This window comes from Pseudomonas sp. efr-133-TYG-5 (assembly GCF_030209175.1).
Classification (GTDB): Bacteria; Pseudomonadota; Gammaproteobacteria; order Pseudomonadales; family Pseudomonadaceae; genus Aquipseudomonas.
The window spans coordinates 145044-165159 of the sequence record NZ_JARVSM010000002.1 but is presented as its reverse complement, the minus strand read 5'-3'; the positions used below and the strand labels follow the sequence as shown (position 1 = coordinate 165159).

The 20116-nt window shown below is 61.5% G+C and carries 16 protein-coding genes and 1 pseudogene; 10 read left to right on the top strand and 7 right to left on the bottom strand.

Annotated elements, in window-relative coordinates:
• Positions 1 to 51 precede the first annotated feature (51 nt).
• Positions 52 to 966 (bottom strand): LysR substrate-binding domain-containing protein, encoded by a 915-nt coding sequence (locus tag QRN70_RS12970; RefSeq protein WP_285418334.1) that lies wholly within the window; start codon positions 964 to 966, stop codon positions 52 to 54.
• A 238-nt stretch (positions 967 to 1204) separates the two neighbouring features.
• Between QRN70_RS12970 and QRN70_RS12965 the strand changes: the two genes are divergently transcribed.
• The 5 genes from QRN70_RS12965 to QRN70_RS12945 all read left to right on the top strand — a co-directional run bounded on the left by QRN70_RS12965 (position 1205) and on the right by QRN70_RS12945 (position 7110).
• Entirely contained in the window at positions 1205 to 2695 is a 1491-nt protein-coding gene (locus QRN70_RS12965; protein WP_285418332.1) for an aldehyde dehydrogenase, read from the top strand.
• Positions 2696 to 2730: 35 nt separating this feature from the next.
• Positions 2731 to 4101: an aspartate aminotransferase family protein gene (locus QRN70_RS12960; protein ID WP_285418330.1), complete on the top strand. Its 1371-nt coding sequence runs from the start codon at positions 2731 to 2733 to the stop codon at positions 4099 to 4101.
• 388 nt (positions 4102 to 4489) lie between these two features.
• The gene (locus tag QRN70_RS12955) at positions 4490 to 5473 is read left to right on the top strand and encodes an ABC transporter substrate-binding protein (RefSeq protein WP_285418329.1); all 984 of its coding nucleotides are present in this window, start codon (positions 4490 to 4492) and stop codon (positions 5471 to 5473) included.
• Between the two features lie 9 nt (positions 5474 to 5482).
• A complete protein-coding gene (locus tag QRN70_RS12950) occupies positions 5483 to 6286 on the top strand; it encodes an ABC transporter permease (RefSeq protein WP_285418327.1) in 804 nt (267 codons plus the stop codon).
• The gene (locus QRN70_RS12945) at positions 6274 to 7110 is read left to right on the top strand and encodes an ABC transporter ATP-binding protein (RefSeq protein WP_285418325.1); all 837 of its coding nucleotides are present in this window, start codon (positions 6274 to 6276) and stop codon (positions 7108 to 7110) included. Before QRN70_RS12950 ends, QRN70_RS12945 begins: the two co-directional genes overlap by 13 nt.
• Before the next feature lie 114 nt (positions 7111 to 7224).
• Here the strand turns inward: QRN70_RS12945 and QRN70_RS12940 are convergent, their stop codons facing one another.
• Together QRN70_RS12940 and QRN70_RS12935 are read right to left on the bottom strand one after the other, a co-directional pair.
• Positions 7225 to 8301, bottom strand: a complete 1077-nt coding sequence (locus QRN70_RS12940) for an endonuclease/exonuclease/phosphatase family protein (RefSeq protein ID WP_285418323.1) — start codon at positions 8299 to 8301, stop codon at positions 7225 to 7227.
• 73 nt (positions 8302 to 8374) lie between these two features.
• Positions 8375 to 9049 (bottom strand): YciC family protein, encoded by a 675-nt coding sequence (locus tag QRN70_RS12935; RefSeq protein WP_285418321.1) that lies wholly within the window; start codon positions 9047 to 9049, stop codon positions 8375 to 8377.
• Between the two features lie 178 nt (positions 9050 to 9227).
• On the opposite strand from QRN70_RS12935, the gene QRN70_RS12930 reads away from it, so the two are divergent.
• The 3 genes from QRN70_RS12930 (at position 9228) to QRN70_RS12920 (ending at position 11383) form a co-directional block, all read left to right on the top strand.
• A complete protein-coding gene (locus tag QRN70_RS12930) occupies positions 9228 to 9983 on the top strand; it encodes a DUF2076 domain-containing protein (protein ID WP_285418319.1) in 756 nt (251 codons plus the stop codon).
• 267 nt (positions 9984 to 10250) lie between these two features.
• Positions 10251 to 10730, top strand: coding sequence for a LabA-like NYN domain-containing protein (locus tag QRN70_RS12925; RefSeq protein WP_007963710.1), 480 nt, complete (start codon positions 10251 to 10253; stop codon positions 10728 to 10730).
• 41 nt (positions 10731 to 10771) lie between these two features.
• Positions 10772 to 11383, top strand: coding sequence for a 3'-5' exonuclease (locus tag QRN70_RS12920; RefSeq protein ID WP_285418317.1), 612 nt, complete (start codon positions 10772 to 10774; stop codon positions 11381 to 11383).
• 16 nt (positions 11384 to 11399) lie between these two features.
• On the opposite strand, the pseudogene QRN70_RS12915 reads toward QRN70_RS12920, so the two are convergent.
• Positions 11400 to 13919: pseudogene (locus QRN70_RS12915) on the bottom strand (P-loop NTPase fold protein).
• Positions 13920 to 14482: 563 nt separating this feature from the next.
• On the bottom strand, positions 14483 to 14935 hold the full coding sequence (locus tag QRN70_RS12910) for an Lrp/AsnC family transcriptional regulator (protein ID WP_285418315.1): 453 nt from the start codon (positions 14933 to 14935) through the stop codon (positions 14483 to 14485).
• A gap of 162 nt (positions 14936 to 15097) precedes the next feature.
• Here QRN70_RS12910 and yedA point away from each other — a divergent pair, with 162 nt between their 5' ends.
• Positions 15098 to 16039: a drug/metabolite exporter YedA gene (gene yedA, locus QRN70_RS12905; protein WP_285418313.1), complete on the top strand. Its 942-nt coding sequence runs from the start codon at positions 15098 to 15100 to the stop codon at positions 16037 to 16039.
• 65 nt (positions 16040 to 16104) lie between these two features.
• Positions 16105 to 17445, top strand: a complete 1341-nt coding sequence (gene rhlE1, locus QRN70_RS12900; protein ID WP_285418311.1) for an RNA helicase RhlE1 — start codon at positions 16105 to 16107, stop codon at positions 17443 to 17445.
• 203 nt (positions 17446 to 17648) lie between these two features.
• On the opposite strand, the gene QRN70_RS12895 is transcribed toward rhlE1, so the two are convergent.
• Complete coding sequence (locus QRN70_RS12895) at positions 17649 to 18896, bottom strand: TIGR03862 family flavoprotein (RefSeq protein WP_285418309.1); 1248 nt, start codon at positions 18894 to 18896, stop codon at positions 17649 to 17651.
• 296 nt (positions 18897 to 19192) lie between these two features.
• On the bottom strand, positions 19193 to 20113 hold the full coding sequence (locus QRN70_RS12890; RefSeq protein WP_285418308.1) for a histone deacetylase family protein: 921 nt from the start codon (positions 20111 to 20113) through the stop codon (positions 19193 to 19195).
• Positions 20114 to 20116: the final 3 nt, after the last annotated feature.

Here is a 20116-nt window from a genome sequence, read left to right as displayed (position 1 = left end):
AGCCTGCGGACGAATACCATTGCCGCAGGCTGCGCTCTGATGCCGTAAACCTCAGGCATTCGCCTTGGCGGTCAACTGCTCACGGCAATAATCGGCGAACAGCTGCGCCGGTTTGGTCAGTTGTCCGCGTTTGAGCCACGCAGCCACCAGCCCCGAGCCGGTGACGTCTTCGACAATGTCCACGCACACCACTTTCTTGCCATCGTAGGTGCACTCCGAATGCGGGCGGGTCACCAGAATCGAGAAGCCGAAGCCCTGGCCGACCATGCCGCGGACCATTTCGATCGACGGCGAGCTGAACTCGATGCGCGGGCTCAGGCCGAGTTCTTCGAACAGGCTGACGAAGTAGGTGCGGCTCGGTTGCACGTCGAGCAGGATCATCGGTTCCAGGCACAGATCGCGCAGCGACACCTGCTTGAGCTGGGCGAAGCGGTGGTCGGCCGGCAGCAGGGCGTAAGGCCGTTGCGCCGGCATCAGCGGTTCGGTCTCGATGGTCGCGTCAAGGTCGTGTTTGTAGAGGATCGCCAGGTCGAAGGTGCCCGAGGTCAGGCCTTGCACCAGTTCCTGCTGCTCGCCGTCGCGGATGCGGATCTTCACCCCCGGATACAGCGCGGAAAACCCGGCAATCAGTTGCGGCAGATACAGCGGCGCGACGGTTTCGAAACAGCCGATATCGATCTGCCCGGCCACCACGTCGTTGTCGGCGAGGGCGTTCTGTTCGAACTCCTTGGCCATGCGCAGCAGCTCCTGAGCCTTGCGGAAGAACCGCGCGCCGCTGGGCGTCAGCGACACGCCCTGGGCGTGATGGCGGATCAGCAGTTGCACGGCGAAGCTGTCTTCCAGGCCCTTGATCGCCGTGGAAATCGCCGGTTGCGCGATGTACAGCTTGCGCGACGCTTCGGCGACACTGCCGCATTCGACGGTGGTGATGAAGTATTTCAACTGACGCAGGTTGTAAGCGGCCACGGTGAACCTCAAAGCGAACGGATTTCCCATCCAAGCAATTTGTACGCCGCCGGCCTCCGTTCTGTCGGCGGTTTTTTTGTCCCTGAACAATAGCCCCATACGCGCGCGAGGGGGCCATCGGCTGGTTACCTTTTTTATTGTCTGCGAAGACATTTTTACTGGTTTTAGCTCACACGAGCCTGAGCGACTATCACTGCGCACTGTTCTCAAAAGAATAAAAGTCCAAGGAGCATCCACCGTGTTCGAACTTGCAGACTGGCAGCGCAAGGCCGCTGAATTGAGCTATCCGTACCAGGCCGTGATCGACGGCAAACGGCGTGCGGCGCAGTCGGGGCAGACCTTTGCCGCATTCAACCCGGCCACTGGCGCACACCTGGCCGACGTTGCGGCGTGCGGCGAAGCGGACGTCGACGCCGCGGTGCGCAACGCACGGCAGGTGTTCGAGGCCGGGACCTGGTCGCAGCGTTCGCCGGTGGAGCGCAAGCAGGTCTTGCTGCGCCTCGCCGAGCTGATCCTGGCGCACCGCGAAGAACTGGCGCTGCTCGATTCGCTGAACATGGGCAAACCAGTGATGGACGCTTACAACATCGACGTGCCGGGCGCCGCCGGGGTGTTGCGCTGGTACGCCGAAAGCCTCGACAAACTCTACGATCAGGTCGCGCCAAGCGCGTCGAACGTGCTGGCGACCATCACCCGCGAAGCACTGGGCGTGGTCGCCGCTGTGGTGCCATGGAATTTCCCGCTGGACATGGCCGCGTGGAAACTCGCCCCCGCGCTGGCGGCGGGCAACTCGGTGATCCTCAAACCCGCTGAGCAGTCACCGTTTTCCGCGTTGCGTCTGGCCGAGCTGGCGCTGGAGGCCGGGCTGCCGGCCGGCGTGCTCAACGTGCTGCCGGGCCTTGGCGAGCAGGCCGGCAAGGCCCTCGGCCTGCACCCGGATGTCGATTGTCTGGTGTTCACCGGCTCGACCCAGGTCGGCAAATACTTCATGCAGTATGCCGCGCAGTCGAACCTCAAGCAGGTGTGGCTGGAGTGCGGCGGCAAGAGCGCCAACCTGGTGTTCGCCGATTGCCGCGACCTGGATCTGGCCGCGCAGAAAGCCGCGTTCGGCATCTTCTTCAATCAGGGCGAAGTCTGCTCGGCCAACTCGCGCCTGCTGGTGCAGCGTTCGATCCATGATGAGTTCGTCGAGCGCCTGCAAGCGCAGGCCGAACGCTGGCAGCCAGGCGATCCGCTGGACCCGGCAAGTGCGGCCGGGGCGATTGTCGACCGCCGGCAGACCGCGAGCATCCTGAACTTCATCAACCAGGCCGAGCGCGAAGGCGCGACTCGCGTCTGTGGCGGGCGGCAGGTGAGTTTCAACGGCTCGGACAACTTCGTGCAGCCAACGATTTTCACCGGCGTGCAGCCGCACATGACCCTGTTTCGCGAAGAAGTGTTCGGCCCGGTCCTGGCGGTCACCGCGTTCGATGACGAGGCCGACGCCGTGCAACTGGCCAACGACAGCGTCTACGGTCTGGCGGCGTCGCTGTGGACCGATGATCTGCACCGCGCGCACCGGGTGGCCCGGCAATTGCGAGCCGGTACGGTGTCGGTCAACTGCGTCGACGCGCTGGACGTGACCGTGCCGTTCGGCGGCGGCCGGCAATCCGGTTTCGGTCGTGATCTGTCGCTGCACTCATTCGATAAATACACCCAGTTGAAAACCACCTGGTTTCAGCTGCGCTGATGACAGCCGCTCACAACAACAAAGGAGATCCGGCGATGACCACCTCACGTGAAACCCGCGACTACCAGGCCGCCGATGCCGCGCACCACATTCACGCGTTCGTCGACCAGAAGGCCCTCAACGATGAAGGCCCGCGGGTGATGGTACGCGGCGATCGCCTGCACCTGTGGGACAACGACGGGCGGCGTTACCTCGACGGCATGTCCGGGCTGTGGTGCACCAACCTCGGCTACGGGCGCCAGGACCTGAACGCCGCCGCGAGCCGGCAACTGCAGCAGTTGCCGTACTACAACATGTTTTTCCACACCACCCACCCGCAGGTGATCGAGCTGTCCGAGCTGCTGTTCAGCCTGCTGCCGGGGCATTACAGCCACGCGATCTACACCAACTCCGGGTCCGAGGCCAACGAGGTGCTGATCCGCACCGTGCGGCGTTACTGGCAGGTGCTGGGCAAGCCCGAGAAGAAAATCATGATCGGCCGCTGGAACGGCTACCACGGCTCGACCCTGGCGGCGACGGCGCTCGGCGGCATGAAGTTCATGCACGAGATGGGTGGGATGCTTCCCGACATCGCGCACATCGACGAGCCGTACTTTTTCGCCCACGACGGCGACCTGACTCCGGCGCAGTTCGGTCTGCGCGCGGCGCAGCAACTGGAGGCGAAAATCCTCGAACTGGGTGCCGAGAACGTCGCCGGGTTCATCGCCGAGCCGTTCCAGGGCGCGGGCGGCATGATCTTTCCGCCAGAGAGCTACTGGCCGGAAATCCAGCGCATCTGCCGCCAGTACGACGTGCTGTTGTGCGCCGATGAGGTGATCGGCGGCTTCGGTCGTACCGGCGAGTGGTTCGCCCACGAATACTTCGGCTTCGAGCCGGACACCTTGTCCATCGCCAAGGGCCTGACCTCCGGTTACATCCCGATGGGCGGGCTGATCCTGTCGAAGAAAATGGCCGACGTGCTGGTGGAGCAGGGCGGCGTGTTTGCCCACGGCCTGACCTATTCCGGGCACCCGGTGGCGGCGGCGGTGGCCATCGCCAACCTGACGGCCTTGCGCGATGAAGGCGTGGTCACGCGGGTCAAGAACGACATCGGCCCGTACCTGCAGCAGTGCCTGCGCGAGGTGTTCGGCAATCATCCGCTGGTCGGCGATATCCAGGGCACCGGCATGGTCGCCGCGTTGCAACTGGCCGAGGACAAGGCCACGCGCAAGCGTTTCGCCAATGAAAACGACATCGCCTGGCGCTGCCGTACGATCGGCTTCGAGGAGGGCGTGATCATTCGCTCGACCCTGGGGCGGATGATCATGGCGCCGGCGTTGATTGCCCGCCGTGAAGAGATTGACGAGCTGGTGGGCAAGACGTTGAAAGCGCTGGATCGTACGGCGCAGGAATACGGTCGGCTCTGAGATATTCGTAGGGCTCAAGGGCCCCTTCGCGAGCAAGCTCGCTCCCACAGGTTTATCAGTCGTTCACAAAATTGTGATCCGCCTCGATAACTTTGGGAGCGAGCTTGCTCGCGATTGCGTCAGTCGATTCACCAATGTTTTTGCTGTCTTGCACCCCCTCCGTGCAGCCCCGCCCGCAGCGCCCTTTCGCGGTGCGCACTACCCAGTTTTTTCATCGTTCGCGGCTAACTATTTCCTCGTTTTCCTGACGCCGAGCCTGGGTCAACATCGATTTCGCCAGCCCATGCGTTGCCCGCCAGAGTCCAGCAGAGACCGCAGCGGGCATCCGTCCGAATGCCGCTGGCCGTACTGCCCATGACAACTAAATCAACAGCGTTGGGAGTGCTCCATGAACAAGTCCTTGTTTACCCGTCTTGCATGTCCTCTGGCGATTTCCGCCCTCACTGTCACCGTCACCGCCGCCCAGGCCGGCACCCTGTCGATCGGCCATACCACGTGGGTCGGTTACGGCACCCTGTATCTGGCCCAGGACCTGGGCTATTTCAAGGAAAACGGCCTGACCGTCGAATTGCCGGTGGTCGAGGAAGCCTCGATGTACATGGCCGCCCAGGCCTCGGGCGAACTGTCCGGCTCGGCCTCGACCATCGACGAAGTGCTCAAGTACCGCCCGCAGTTCTGCTTCAAGGCGGTTGCCGCGCTGGATGACAGCCACGGCGGCGATGGCGTGCTGGTCGGTAAAAACGTCAACAGCCTGCAGGAACTCAAGGGCCAGGCCGTCGCGGTCAATGAGGGTTCGACCTCGCAGTTCTGGCTGTCCTACTTGCTGAAAAAGAACGGCATGAGCATGAGCGACATCACCGTGCAGAACATGACCGCCGATGACGCCGCCACCGCGTTCATCGCCGGCCGCGTGCCGGCGGCGGTTACCTGGGAGCCGCATCTGTCGATGGTGCGCGCCAAGCAGCAGGGCAAGGTGCTGATCGACAGCAGCAGTACGCCGGGGGTGATCGTCGATGTCGTCGCGCTGAACTGCACGGTGATCGACAAGCAGCCGGAAGACGTCAAGGCACTGGTCGCCGGTCTGTACAAAGCCGTGCAGTTCACCAAGGACCATCCGCAGAAGGCCTACGAAATCATGGCCAAGGGCGTCGGCGGTTACCTGTCCGATCCGAAGGAGCTGGCCGCCGCCGCCCAGGGCGTGCGCTTCTACGATCAGGCGATGAGCGAAAAACTCCTCGGTGCCCCCGGCAGACCCGGCGACAGCGCGCCGCTGATCAAACTGGCCAACGAGACCGCCAGCGAACTGCAGGGCAAGCCCTACAACGTCAGCAACGACGATCTGGTCGACAACCGTTTCGTCAGCCCGCTCTAGGAGATGGCCATGTTCAAGCGCAAATCGTGGCTGAACCGCTGCCTGACGCCCAAGACCGGTTTGCCGGTCTCGCTGGTGTGGAGCGCCAGCGGCCTGGCCTGGGTGCTGCTGGTCGGCCTGTGGGCCGGGTTGTCCTATGGCGGCATCGTCCCTGGCATGTTCCTGCCCACTCCCGGCGCGGTGGTCGAGGCGGCGTTGCGCCTGACCCGCGACGGCACCCTCGGCCAGCATGTCTGGGCCAGTGTCGAAGTGGTGATGGTCGGGTTCATCGTGTCGTCGCTGGTGGCGGTGCCGCTGGGCCTGCTGATGGGCAGCTTTCGCATCGTCCAGGCGTTCCTCGAGCCGCTGGTGAATTTCATCCGCTACCTGCCGGTGACCTCGTTCGTGCCGCTGTTCATCCTGTGGATCGGCATCGGTCTGGAACAGCGCGTCTCGGTGATCATTTTCGGGGTGTTCTTCCAGCAACTGGTGATGGTCGCGGACGTCTCCAAGGGCATCTCCAAGGATCTGATCAACGCGTCTTATACGCTGGGCTCCAACCGGCGTGACGCGGTGCTGCATGTGATCGCCCCGGCGTCGCTGCCCGGCGTGCTCGATACCTTGCGGGTGACCATGGGCTGGGCCTGGACTTACCTGGTGGTCGCCGAACTGGTCGCGGCGTCCAGCGGCCTCGGTTACCTGAGCCTGAAGGCCATGCGCGGCTTTCAGGTCGACGTGATTTTCCTGGCGATCGCGATCATCGGCCTGCTCGGCCTGGTCACCGATCAACTGTTCCGTTTTCTGCGTTTGAGGATTGCCGCATGGGCTCAGTAACCGCCGCCAATCACCGTTTCATCGAGCCTGTCGCGGCGCCGGCGCAAGCCGCGCCACGGTTGCAGGTGGACAAGGTCAGCCTGAGCTACAGCAAGCCCGGTGGCGGTACGTTCACCGCGTTGCAGGAGGTTTCGTTCGACGTCCCGGACCAGCAGTTCGCCGTGCTGGTCGGGCCGTCGGGTTGTGGCAAGTCGAGCCTGCTGTACCTGACCGCCGGCCTCGCCGAGCCGACCTGCGGCGAAATCTACGTCGGCGGCCAACAGGTGCAGGGCCCCGGCGCGGATCGCGGCATGGTGTTCCAGAGTTACACGCTGTTCCCATGGCTGACGGTGCGGCAGAACGTCGAGTTCGGTCTCAAGCGTCGGGGCATGCCGGCCGCGCGGCGCGAGGAAATCGTCGACCATTACGTCCACGAGGTCGGCCTCGATGGCTTCGCCGACAACTACGCCAAACAGCTGTCCGGCGGCATGATGCAGCGAGTGGCGATTGCCCGGGCGCTGGCCAACGATCCGCAGATCCTGCTGATGGACGAACCGTTCGGCGCCCTCGACAGCCAGACCCGCCTGCAAATGCAGCAACTGCTGCTGCGGGTGTGGGGCAACAGCAAGAAAACCGTGCTGTTCGTCACCCACGACATCGACGAAGCGATTCTGCTTGGCGATCGGGTCTATGTGATGGGCGCGCGGCCGGGGCGGATCAAGCAGATCCTCGATGTGCCGATCGAGCGCCCGCGCACGCTGGACATGGTCATGGAGCGCTCGTTCATCGACATGAAGCGCGAGATCTTCGGCTTGCTGCACGACGATCTCGAAGCCGCTCATTGAGACCACCACCCATCGTGTGGGAGCGAGCCTGCTCGCGATGGCGGAATATCAGTCAGAAAGCCTTTGCCTGACACTCCGTCATCACGAGCAGGCCCGCTCCCACAGCGACGGCAGTCAGTTGGGCGGCAGCAGGAAGCGCGCGATCACCGGCAGGTGGTCGGAGATGCGCAAGGTGTCGTCCTGGCGCACCGTGGCTTCGACCCGCCTGATCTTCGGGCTGTAGAACAGGTAGTCGACCGTGCGATCCGGGCCGTTGAGGCCGGGGTCGTTGGGATAATGGGTCAGCCACCTGGCGCGGTCGACGCCACTGGCTTCGTTGTTGGTCGGGATCATCGGGTACTTGTCCCACAGCACATGCAGCGCACTGTCGGCGGAGTACGGGCTGCGCTGCTCGGCGGGCAGGCGCCGGTACTGGCCGAGCGGCAGCAGGTTGAAATCGCCGCCGATCAGCCACGGCAGGCCATGGCTTTCGTGTTTGTCGAGCACCTTGGCCACCGCCGTCACTTGTGCCTGCAGAGTGTCGTCGGGCTGGCTGGCACGATCCAGATGGGTGTTGAACAGCGTCAGTTGGCCACCGTCGCTCAGCGGCAGTGTGGTGGCGAGCAGGGCGTTCTTCGGCTGGAACTGGCGACTGATGATATTGGCCGCAGCGACCGGCAGTTGCAGGCGTTCGGCGTGTTCGATGCGGTAGCGGCTGAGGGTCGCCAGTTGCCGGCCGACGCTGCCGAAGATGTGCCGGTCGGGGACGAAATCGGCCTTCCAGTCAAAGGCGTGGGCGCTGCACGGGTAGAGGTCGGCGAGCCGCTCCTGCAGCAGTTTCAGCTGGTTCTGATAATCGCTGGCCTTGGCGCCGTCATCCAGCTCCTGCAGCAGCACCACATCGGGCTGCTCGTCGCGGATCACCCGCGCCACTTCGTCGAGGCTGAACGCCATGTCTTCCGCCGTCGGGGCTTCGTCGTCGCCGTGGGCGAGATCATTCCAGAACACATAGCGCTTGCCCGCCAGATACTGCACGTTCCAGGTCATCACCTTGAGCGCCTGGCCGGGAACCAGCGTCGGCGGCTGCCCGGCACAGCTGACCGGGAGGATTTCCCGCGCATCCGGGCGCCAGGTCAGGCTGTAGATCAATACGCCGCCGAGGACGATGGCGAGCAGGACAAGCAGCAGGGTGTAGCGCAGCAGACGGGGCATGGCTCGGCTTATCGCGATACGAAGATGGCCCCGAGCATACCCGAGTGTGAGGCGCGCACCCAAGGCTGAACGTTCAGAGTGCGCCGTCGCGTTTTTCCGGCAGCTCGCTGATCAGCATGAACAGGCGGAACAGCACCACGCTGGTGAACAGTTGCAGGAAGCTGTGGCCGCTGTCGATCAGGACGGCGAGCATCGGGTTCTGTGGCTCGGGATAGACCTGCAGGGTCAGGCCCTTGAGCAGCCACAGCGGCCCCATCACGCAGAGAATGCACACCAGGATGCGCAGGAAATGCCCGCGGCTCAGGCGCAGGCTTTCCTTCATCGCCTGCAACGGGCTGAGGCCGCGCAGCACCAGCAGGTATTCGCCAAACGCGAGGGTGACCATCAGCCACAGCCCCGGCAGGAAATACAGCGACAGGCCGAGCAGGATCAGCAGGGTGTTCAGCGCGGTGAGCAGGGCAAAGCGCGGCCACAGGCGTGCAGCCATGGCCAGCAGGTCGAGGCTGCGCGGGTCTTCGCCACGGGTGCGGGCGTCGAGGAACAGGATCAGCGCGGCGGTGTACAGCGGATAGACCAGCAGGCCGACGATCACGCTGATGGCCGAGTAGCCATCCGGGTCGCTGGCACGATCCACCACCTGTTGCAGTGCCGCTTCGAAGATCACCAGCGGCAGGCACAGCTGGACGATGCGGCCCAGGTGGCGTTTGAAGAAATACAGAGAATCGCGCAGCACATCGAAGGAGTTCATCAGTCGGTATCGCAGGTCAAAAGCAGTGGCCCACTTTAACCGATGACGGCTGGCGCAGCACAAACGTAAACGTTGGGTAAAGACCATTGAAACATCCTGTCACAGCCTCCATTACGGATGAGCACCTGCGCCGAAGCGGAGCAGGGCACCGTTATCCCCGGCAATCTACGAGGTCGCCATGAACAGCGAAGAGCAAACCCTGATCGATGGACTGTTTTCCCGGCTGCAACAGGCCGAAACGGAGGCAGCCCCGCGCGACGCCCAGGCCGAGGCGCGGATCAAGGAACACCTGGTGCGCCAGCCGGCCGCCGGTTATTTCATGACCCAGGCGATTCTGGTGCAAGAGGCTGCCCTCAAGAGCCTCGATGAACAGAACAAGCAATTGACCCAGCAGGTCCAGCGCCTGCAGGCCGAACTGCAGGCGGCCAAGGCGCAGAGCCCGGCCCCGGCGTCCGGCGGAGGCGGGTTCCTGTCGAGCATCTTCGGCGGCAGCGCGCGTCCGGCGCCGACCCCGAGCGCTCCGGCGTCCACCGGCGGCTGGCGCGAACCGGCACCGCAGCAGAACTTCGCTGCACCCGCGCCGCAACAGAACTTCGGCGCGCCCCCACCGAGCTATGGTCAGCCACAAGCAGCCCCGGCGGCCGGTAGCAGCTTCCTCGGCGGCGCCCTGAAAACCGCCGCCGGCGTGGCCGGTGGCGTGATGCTGGCGCAAGGCATCAGCAGCCTGTTCCATCACAACCAGCAGCCGCAAGAAATCGTCGAAGTCATCAAGGAAGAGCCAGCCCAGGTCAACGACCAAAGCAACAACGGCTGGGGCGATGACCAGCGTGTCGCCGATAACGATTCGTTCGGCAATGACCAGGGCGGCTTCACCGACACCGACTACAGCGACGACAGCTCATCGTTCTTCGATGACGACGACTCCTTCGTCTGATTCGTCTTCGAGGTCGTGATATTGACCTGGGGGAGCGAGCCTGCTCGCGATGGCGGTGCATCAGCCGCCATAGATGGTGTCTGGGCGAACGCTATCGCCAGCAGGCTCGCTCCCACATTGATAACGCCTTTCACCATTCGTCAGGCATGACCTGGCGCTACCGGCCGATTATTCGCGGAACCGTCCTTCGGGCTGGCATACTGGGCGCCTTTTTCGGGCCTGGCGCCTGATCCCGCTTCGTGCGCTTGCGCGCTCACAGGAACTCCGGTGAAAAAAATCGCAGTGTTCGCCGACGTGCAGAACCTCTACTACACCGTGCGTCAGGCCTATGGCTGCCATTTCAACTACGCGGCGCTGTGGGCGGACATCAGCAAGCAGGGGCAGATCGTCGAGGCCTACGCCTACGCCATCGACCGTGGCGACAGCAAGCAGCAGCAGTTCCAGCAGATCCTGCGCAACCTCGGCTTCACCGTGAAGCTCAAGCCCTACATCCAGCGCAGCGACGGCTCGGCCAAGGGCGACTGGGACGTCGGCATTACCCTCGACATCATGGACGCCGCCGACCATGTCGACGAAATCGTCCTGGCCTCCGGCGACGGCGACTTCGACATGCTGCTCGAACGCATCATCAGCAAGCACGGCGTGCAGGCGGTGGCGTATGGCGTGCCGGGGCTGACCGCCAACTCGCTGATCCGCGCTGCCAGTCGCTACGTGCCGATCGAAGGCGCCCTGCTGTTGAAAAATTGAGCACAGGCTCAAGCATTGATTTGGACGGAGTACACCCCGGTTTGGAACGCATTGCAGTCATCGACTTTGAAACCACCGGCATCTCGCCGAGCAGCAGCTGCCGGGCCACGGAAATCGCCGTGGTCATGCTGGAAAACGGCCGCATCGTCGAGCGTTACCAGAGCCTGATGAACGCCGGCGTGCGCGTCCCGGCCTTCATCGAACAACTCACCGGCATCAGCAACGCCATGCTGCGCACCGCGCCTTCGGCCGAACGAGTGATGCAAGAGGTCAACGAATTCGTCGGCTGCACACCGCTGCTGGCGCACAACGCCGCGTTCGACCAGAAGTTCTGGGACTTCGAACTGGGCCGGATCAAACGCACCCGCCTGCAACATTTTGCCTGCTCGCTGCTGCTCGCCCGTCGGCTGATGCCCGCCGCGCCGAACCACAAGCTCGGCACCCTCACCACGTTTGCCCAGTTGCCGCATACCGGTCAGGCGCACCGGGCGATGGCGGATGCCGAAATGGCGGCCAACCTGCTGGCGCATCTGGCGGATGAACTGCGGCACAAGCACGGGGTTCGGGAGTTGAGCCATGATCTGCTTTGCAAATTGCAGAAAGTCCCGGCTGCGAAGGTGGGTGATCATCTTCAGCGCTACAGGGTACGGTAGCGCTGCGAAAGTTCGATCAGGTTACAAGGTTTGATCTCCCGGTGATTTTCTCGGGCAGGAACAGGCTGTCCAGCGCGCGGAAGGCAAGTCGCAGGTCGCTATGGAAGTTCGGTTGCGAGTAGGTCTTGTAGATCACCCTGTCTTTCTCTTCGGCCGTTCTGGCTTTTATGGCCTCATGGTTGTTTTTCCAATACTTTCCAAGCTGTTCATTGTCGAGGTTGTTTAAGAGAGCCGAGAGACCGGACTTATCCTCTGGATTGTTGATGTCTTGGAGCGTGTTGTTTGCGAAGTTCAATAGATATTCGGCGAAGTGAAGTAGGCCGTCGGGGCTTTTTGGATCGAAGCAAATCGAAAACAAATACTCCGAAAAGGCTTTGGAGATGCCATGTTTGTCTTCAAGGCCGTTTTCGTCGAAGACCCCAAAATCTTCAATGATTACGTTCCCAAGTTTGGATGTGATAGTGTCTTTTATTTCGTGCTTCTTGCGTTTGGCTTTTTCCTGCCAAGTTTGAGTGTCTTTTGAATCGGTGAGTATGTTTTTATAGCGCCCGACGAGGGCGAGTGGGTCAATGGAGTCGATCTCGTCGAGTATGTTTCTGCCGCTTTCGATGTATTGTCGCTTGAACAAACCGAATATGAACTGGCTAATCTCTCGGGCTTGGTCCTTTGTCTCTTCGACACGATCTGAGTACGAAGGCCTTTCATTGCCGTGCAACATAAGGGCTTGCCAAAGTCGTTCGCGTTTTAACTTGATTGTGCAGTAGTTTCTGAATGTCATCAGGTCATACAGGCCCAAGGCACCGCGCTCTGGAGAGGCTAGCTTCGCGATGATCCCGATGCTTCCATTGTCGTCCCCATATACGAGTTTGATGATGGCGTACTCCGCCGGGGAAAGATGTGAAACGGAGCTTTTTTCCAGACTAGTGATGTTTTCGTCCAGGAACTTCGCGATATACCGGACGGCGGTACTGCGAAAATCATTGAGTTCATCACCGTTGAGCAGGGAGTGGTTGGGCAACGTATCGATCAGGTACTCAATGATCATGACGGCTTTGTCTGTCTCAAGAGCGCCGCTATGGCTTGTCACGATTCGCCAGAATTCATGTAGCCCTGACTCATTGTCCAAAGGCGGAAACGCGGATATTTGATCGAGATAGGGCTTGATCGCGTTGCTCTTGAACAGTTCGTCTTTCTTATTCAGGAGAAATCGATGGGAATCCCATGAAATAGGTTTGGAAAGCTTGGCGATGAGATGGAGGTGCTTTTCCAGAGGGCGGTACTTATCCTGGAATACTGCCCTGGAGCGTTTCTCGGATTCTGGAAAATGGTCGGCGCTCTCAGGTGGTGCGTCGAACAGTCTGGATAGCAGGAACTCTATGTTCGGCGTCTCGGAAAGCTTCGCTTTGAAGGAGTCGTAAAACTCTGAGTTTTTCAGACTGTTGCCTTGTTGAATCCAGCTGAACGTGCCGGACTTTCCGCTGGTCTCGCTCTCATAGATCTTCCGGAATGTTGATGGCGAATAGATGAGGATCAAGATCAGATGAAGGAGGTCGCGTTTGTTGAAATCATTGTTGTGGAAGTCGACTTTGTCGATGTCCAGCAGTACCAGTGTGTTGATTAGTCGCTTGATTTTTCGAATATCACCGATGAAAGGCGTGTACTGAGGAAAATCCTTGTCGTTGAACAGATTGATCAGCTCAAGGGATAGCAGTTTGAGTTCTTCAGCGCCGTCAGTGGAAACGTTCAATGTTTTGCTCAGTACGCTATCAAAATAGCGTGTCACGAAGGCCGTGAGGTCGTGGGCACCGAGGAAGATACTCGTTTTGATGTTAATGAATTTTTCGAGGAATTCCTGAGTCTTTTCGGAGTCTGGGTTTTCCGGTGTGATGTTTATTTTCGAGGTGTCATAGCAGATGACGTAGCTGATGTTGGGAAGTCTGAAGCTGCGTTTTATTGAAAACAAAATGCTTTTTGCCGATGACCAATGCATTCGGTCAAGATCGTCAACGATGACAATAATTCTGGTGTTGATATTGTTTAAGACATACTCCATTTCCTCAAGGGTAGAGTCGATCGAGTCATTGTTGAGAGAAAGTGTTGTTTTTATGTCAAGCAAAGAAGTTTTCTTCTTGTCCTTGACCAGATTTTCGTAACGCTTGAACAGCGGGCGTAACGACGGCGCGAAAACATGTTGTTGAATGGTGCTGATGAGATCGTCGACGAATTTCTCTGTGAGGTCTGTGCCATCTTCGTAGCGTAAGGGCTCAAAGTGATGAACGATGATGCTTTGTCCCTCCTTCTTTTCTCAGTAGTTAATGCAGAGCTTCACGAAACTCGACTTTCCCGCACCCCAAGGTGCATCGATGCCGAACACCAGACTTTCGGATGAGCCTCCATTTAGCACCCGCTCGGCAAAGATGTCGGCCTGTTCCTTGACGTTCAGCAAGTCCTCTTCAGACTCCTCAATCACACGATCGCTGATGAAATAGGGGTGCGCTTGGCCTTTCTTGAACGTCTGAAGGAGGGCTCTGATCATTGCCATCCACGCGATGAGCACTGGGGAAGCAGACATGTAGGCGAGTTGAGAGAAATTCAGTTTTTCCAGCTGCTTTGCATAGAATTCGTTGCCGAACCCGTCGCTGCTGAACGAAAGGTAAAAACCGAGCAGCGTGACGAGCAGCAAGTCGAGCCGGCAGCTTTTGATCAGTTTGCACGATGTCTCGAGGGCGCCTCGGCTTGCGGCATAGATCAGACATGAGGCGACGACAGCCAATGTCGCAAGCATGAGGATCCAGAAATTCAGCTGCAACGAAACGAGATGTTTGTTTAACAGAACCCCTATGATCCGACCGATGGCCAAGGCCTCGCCGGCGAGGATGCCTGAGAGGAAGAACTGTAGGAGGGGGGTAATTTCGCTGGCACGCAGTCCCTTACTGTATTGCGAAAGGCGCATTCTCTTTCCTTGTGAAATGGCGGTCGTTGCGGGCCGTGAGCCGGGTCGCTCCGCAGGGTAAAGGGTTGCATGTTATCCATGCCGTCACATTTACCCAAGCTGCGGACGGCCATTCGCGGGGCGGTCAGCAAGGTGGGCGCCTGCCGTTACAGATTGCTACCTTCGATATGCCCCAACGGCACGCGCTTCTCTATCGCACTCGACAACACGATCGAGGTTTTGCTGAAGCCGAATTTCGCCACGCGGTTGATCAGCTCTTCCAGCTCGATCATCGAGCCCACCGCCGCCTGCATGATCACGCACGGGTCGCCGGTGACGCGGTGGCATTCGGTCAGTTGCGGGATTCTGATCAGTTCGTCGTACACCTTCGGGTTGCCGTGCTGGTTCAGGCGCAGCTCGATCACGCACTGGATCGGCAGGCCGAGCTTGGCCAGGTCGACCTTGGCCGAGTAACCGGTGATGACGCCGCTGGCCTCGAGTTTGGCCACGCGTTCGGCGACGGCGGGGGCGGAGAGGTTCACTTTGCGGGCGAGGTCGGCGTAGGACGCGCGACCGTTTTCGAGCAGGGCGCCGAGCAGCATGCGGTCGTATTTGTCCAAGGGAAACTTCCTGAAAATGCCAAACTTTCGAAATCGCGGTTAAGCCCGGCGATCTCCGTGTTTTCCAAAGTGTACCGGCGCGATAAACAGGTTTTGTAACTTATTTTTAGCTGGCGGCCTTTCTAGAATAGCCAATCCCCTGCCTTTGACTTCGAGCTGCCCATGTCTGGTCTCCGCCGTTTTTCCCTACCGTTGATCGCTGCGTTTTTTGCGTTGTACGTGATTTGGGGGTCGACCTATCTGGTGATCCGCATCGGCGTCGAATACTGGCCGCCGCTGATGCTCGGCGGGGTGCGCTTCGTGATTGCCGGCAGCCTGATGTATGCCTTCCTGCGCTGGCGCGGAGCGCCGGCGCCGACCTGGGCCCAGTGGAAAGCGGCGGGGATCATCGGCATTCTGCTGCTGAGTTTCGGCAACGGCGCGGTGAGCGTCGCCGAGCACACCGGCGTGGCTTCCGGCGTGGCCGCGCTGGCGGTGGCGACGGTGCCGCTGTTCACCTTGCTGTTCGGCTATTTCTGGGGTGCGCGCAATACCCGTCTCGAATGGGCCGGGGTGGCGTTGGGGATTATCGGCATCGCCATGCTCAACATGGGCTCCAACCTGCAATCGAGTCCGCTGGGCGCGGCGTTGCTGATCTTCGCGGCGGCGACCTGGGCGTTCGGTTCGGTGTGGAGCAAGCATCTGCCGTTGCCCCAGGGCGCCATGGCCAGTGCCGTGGAAATGCTGGTCGGCGGCGTGGTCCTGCTGATCGGCAGCACGCTGAGCGGCGAACACCTGCCAGCCATGCCTCCGCTGGAAGGCTGGCTGGCGCTGGCGTACCTGATCGGCTTCGGCTCGATCATCGCCTTCAACGCCTACATGTACCTGCTCAAGCATGTGCGCCCGGCGGCCGCTACCAGTTATGCCTACGTCAACCCCGCGGTGGCGGTGTTGCTCGGCATCGTGTTTGTCGGCGAGACCATCGGTATCGAGGAAGCCCTGGCGATGCTGGTGATCATCAGCGCGGTGGTGTTGATCGGTCTGCCGCAATGGCGGCGGGCACCGCCACCGCCCGTCGCGGCGTCGACGCCCCTGCCCATGCCCACAGAATCGCGTGTGAATTAGGGTAAACTGCGCGGCATTGCACACTCGTTTTGCACAACTGCGCTGAATTTTCCTACGGTACTCCCATGACTTTCGCCACCCTTGGCCTGATCGAACCCTTGCTGCGCTCCCTCGAGACGCTCGGCTACCAGACCCCGACGCCGGTCCAGGCGCAAGCCATTCCGGCGGTGCTGGCCGGTCGCGACCTGATGGCCGCGGCCCAGACCGGCACCGGCAAGACTGCCGGTTTTGCCTTGCCGCTGTTGCAGTTGCTGGCCATGGAAGGGCCGAAAGTCGCCGCCAACTCGGTGCGCGCGCTGATTCTGGTGCCGACCCGCGAACTCGCCGAGCAAGTCCACGAAGCCGTGCGCCAGTACGCCGAAAACCTGCCGCTGCGCACCTACGCGGTATACGGCGGCGTCAGCATCAATCCGCAGATGATGAAGCTGCGCGGTGGTGTCGATGTGCTGGTGGCGACCCCGGGGCGCCTGCTCGACCTGTTCCGCCAGAACGCGCTGAAGTTCAACCAGTTGCAGACTCTGGTGCTGGACGAAGCGGATCGCATGCTCGACCTCGGCTTCTCCGAAGAGCTGGCGAACATTTACCGCGCGTTGCCGAAGAAGCGCCAGACGCTGCTGTTCTCCGCGACCTTCTCCGACGACATCCGTATGCTGGCTGGGCAGATGCTCAACGATCCGCTGAGCATCGAAGTCAGCCCGCGCAACGTCGCCGCCAACACCGTCAAGCAGTGGGTGGTGACGGTGGACAAGAAGCGCAAGCCGGAACTGTTCGTGCACCTGATGCGCAAGAACAAGTGGCAGCAGGTGCTGGTATTCGCCAAGACCCGCAATGGCGTGGATGCGCTGGTGGAAAAACTCCAGGGCCTGGGCGTGAATGCCGACGGCATCCATGGCGACAAACCGCAGGCCACGCGCCAGCGTGCGCTGGATCGGTTCAAGCTCAGCGAAGTGCAGATCCTGGTGGCCACCGACGTCGCGGCCCGTGGCCTGGATATCGAAGACCTGCCGCTGGTGGTCAACTTCGACCTGCCGATCGTCGCCGAGGATTACATCCACCGCATCGGCCGAACCGGCCGCGCGGGTTCGACCGGCGAAGCGATTTCGCTGGTGTGCGCCGATGAAGTGAATCTGCTGTCGGCGATCGAAATGCTCACGCGCCAGACGCTGAAGCGGCAGAACGAACCCGACTTCGAACCCGAGCACCGCGTGCCGGACACCGATGCCAGTGGCCAGGTGATCAAGAAGCCGAAGAAACCGAAGAAACCGAAAACCTCGGGCGGCGGTGGCGGCAAGCGCAACCTGGGCCGCTGGGTCGACAGCGGCGACACCCCGGCGCCGGAAGTGGCGATCAAGCCTGTGCGCAAAGTGCCGGTGTTCAACACCGGGCCGCGCAAGCGCAAGCCTTGACGGTCAGAGCCCCTCTCCCGGAGGGAGAGGGGACTGATCGAGTTGTTTTGGCGAGTTACGCCGGCCTGGAATACCGAGTCGACCTCAAGACTTGAAAAGCACTTGATCGATGAATGCAAAATCGACTTGGTTGTTCAGGTCGATGCATGAAGCCAGACACCGCGGTCGGCCCCCTCGCCCTCGGGAAGGGCTAGGGAGAGGGTTCAGGCACGCCCCGCGGACTTGAGCCAGTTCAGCATCCCCAACCCCGCCGCCCGCCCGCTGGCAAAACACGCCGTCAGCAAATACCCCCCCGTCGGCGCTTCCCAATCCAGCATCTCCCCTGCGCAAAACACTCCCGGCAACGCCTTGAGCATCAGGCGCTCATCCATTGCCTCGAACGTCACGCCGCCGGCACTGCTGATCGCTTCGTCCAGCGGTCGGGTTTTCACCAGCGTCAGCGGCAAGGCCTTGATCGCCCGGGCCAGCAGTGCCGGATCGGCAAACGTGGCGGCGTCGCTGAGTTCGCGCAACAGTGCCGCTTTGACCCCGTCGATCCCGAGCTGACTGTGCAGATGCTTGGCCATCGAGCGCGAGCCGCGGGGCTTGCTCAACGCTGCCTGCAATTTATCCACAGGCCGGCCCGGCAGCAGATCGAGATGGATCGTCGCCTGGCCATGCCGGTTGATCGCCTCGCGAATCGGCGCCGACAGGGCGTAGATCAGGCTGCCCTCGATGCCGGTCGCGGTGATCACGCATTCGCCCAGGCGCGGGATGTCGTCGTTCAGGCCGATGGCGATATTTTTCAGCGGTGCGCCGGCGAATTTGCTCACAAGCAATTCACTCCAGGCCTGCACCTCGAAGCCGCAATTGCTCGGTTGCAGTGGCGCCAGTCCTACGCCTTTTTGCTCCAGTGGCAACATCCAGGCGCCGTCCGAACCCAGCCGCGACCAGCTGCCGCCGCCGAGGGCAAGCAGGGTGGCGTCCGGTGTGCGGGTCATTTCACCGTCGGGGCTGGCGATGCGCAGCGCACCGTGTTCGTCCCAGCCCAGCCAGCGGTGGCGGGTGTGGATAACCACGCCGCTGTCACGCAGGCGCTTGAGCCAGGCGCGCAGCAGCGGCGCGGCTTTCATGTCGGTGGGGAACACCCGGCCGGAGCTGCCGATGAAGGTCTCGATGCCGAGGTCGTGAATCCAGCGGCACAGCGCATCGGCATCGAAGGCGCGCAGCAGCGGGGCGATCTGCGGGGCGCGCTCGGCGTAGCGCGCGAGAAACGCCGGGTACGCTTCCGAATGCGTGATGTTCATGCCGCCGACCCCGGCCAGGAGGAACTTGCGGCCTACCGAAGGCATGCCGTCATAGAGGTCGACGCGGATTCCGGCCTGGCTCAGCACTTCGGCGGCCATCAGGCCGGCGGGGCCGCCACCGATGATGGCGATGTGAGCGGAGTCGGGGGCGGAAGTCTGGGTCATGGCGTGCGCTGCGGTATGGCGGAATAAGGCGCGCATTCTAACAGCCCGCTTCACTCTCGGAGATTCCTGTGGGGGAGCGAGCCTGCTCGCGAAGACGTCGGCACCTTTCGGCATAGTAGTGACTGACCCAGCGCTTTCGCGAGCAGACTCGCTCCCACAGGGAAAGCATGCTGGGTGGGATGTCTGGTTAAAAAATAACCATCGCTCTGTACACCCTGTTCACTGTGGCTTGTAGTCCCTTTCGCTCAGGTTATCCACAGGCCGTTCCACAGCGATTGTGGGTAACGCAGCACAATTCAATGACAACCGGATGACTGCCAGACCCGTTGCGCACTGTGATGGAGAATGCCGTGGCGACGGGCGAGGGCCTGGCGGTCCTTGCTGTAGCCGCCACCGATCACGCCGACCACCGGGATGTCGCGGCCCAGGCAATGGCGCATCACGCTTTCGTCGCGGGCGGCGACGCCGGCGTCGGTCAGTTGCAGGTAACCGAGGGCGTCGTCCTTGTGCACATCGACGCCGGCGTCGTACAGCACCAGGTCCGGTTGATACAGCGGCAGCAGGTAATTCAGCGCATCGTCGACCACCCGCAGGTAATCGGCATCGCCCATGTCCTTGGGCAGAGGGATGTCCCAGTCGCTTTCGGCCTTGCGTGCAGGAAAATTCTTTTCGCAGTGCAGGGAAACGGTAATCGCCTCCGGCGTGTCCTGCAGGATGCGCGCGGTGCCGTCGCCCTGATGCACATCGCAATCGAAGATCAGCACCCGGTTGACCCGCCCGCTTTGCAGCAGGTAGTGGCTGATGATCGCCAGGTCATTGAAGATGCAGAAGCCGGCCGGGTAGTCGTAATGCGCATGATGGGTGCCGCCGGCCAGGTGACAGGCCAGGCCATGCTCCAGCGCCTGTTCGGCGGCGAGCAGCGAACCGCCGACCGCACGTACGGTGCGCCGGGCCAGCGCTTCGTTCCACGGCAGGCCGAGGCGCCGCTGGTCTTCGCGGGACAACTCGCCACTCATGTAGCGTTCGATATAGCTACGGTCATGGGCGAGGGCAAGGATGTCGTTCGGACAGATCTGCGGGCGCAGCAGGTCGGCGTCGCGGGTCAGCCCGCTGTCCACCAGGTGATCGCGCAGCAGACGGAACTTGTCCATCGGAAAGCGGTGATCCGGCGGAAACTCGGGGCTGTAGTCTTCGTGGTAGATCAGCGGCAGTGGCATGGT

Bases quoted from the DNA above. Each gene is read 5' to 3' on its own strand.
- rhlE1 (WP_285418311.1), top strand. From the start codon at position 16,105: ATGACTTTCGCCACCCTTGGCCTGATCGAACCCTTGCTGCGCTCCCTC.
- QRN70_RS12945 (WP_285418325.1), top strand. From the start codon at position 6,274: ATGGGCTCAGTAACCGCCGCCAATCACCGTTTCATCGAGCCTGTCGCG.
- QRN70_RS12955 (WP_285418329.1), top strand. From the start codon at position 4,490: ATGAACAAGTCCTTGTTTACCCGTCTTGCATGTCCTCTGGCGATTTCC.
- QRN70_RS12935 (WP_285418321.1), bottom strand. From the start codon at position 9,049: ATGAACTCCTTCGATGTGCTGCGCGATTCTCTGTATTTCTTCAAACGC.
- QRN70_RS12890 (WP_285418308.1), bottom strand. From the start codon at position 20,113: ATGCCACTGCCGCTGATCTACCACGAAGACTACAGCCCCGAGTTTCCG.
- QRN70_RS12960 (WP_285418330.1), top strand. From the start codon at position 2,731: ATGACCACCTCACGTGAAACCCGCGACTACCAGGCCGCCGATGCCGCG.
- QRN70_RS12895 (WP_285418309.1), bottom strand. From the start codon at position 18,896: ATGACCCAGACTTCCGCCCCCGACTCCGCTCACATCGCCATCATCGGT.
- yedA (WP_285418313.1), top strand. From the start codon at position 15,098: ATGTCTGGTCTCCGCCGTTTTTCCCTACCGTTGATCGCTGCGTTTTTT.
- QRN70_RS12940 (WP_285418323.1), bottom strand. From the start codon at position 8,301: ATGCCCCGTCTGCTGCGCTACACCCTGCTGCTTGTCCTGCTCGCCATC.
- QRN70_RS12950 (WP_285418327.1), top strand. From the start codon at position 5,483: ATGTTCAAGCGCAAATCGTGGCTGAACCGCTGCCTGACGCCCAAGACC.
- QRN70_RS12930 (WP_285418319.1), top strand. From the start codon at position 9,228: ATGAACAGCGAAGAGCAAACCCTGATCGATGGACTGTTTTCCCGGCTG.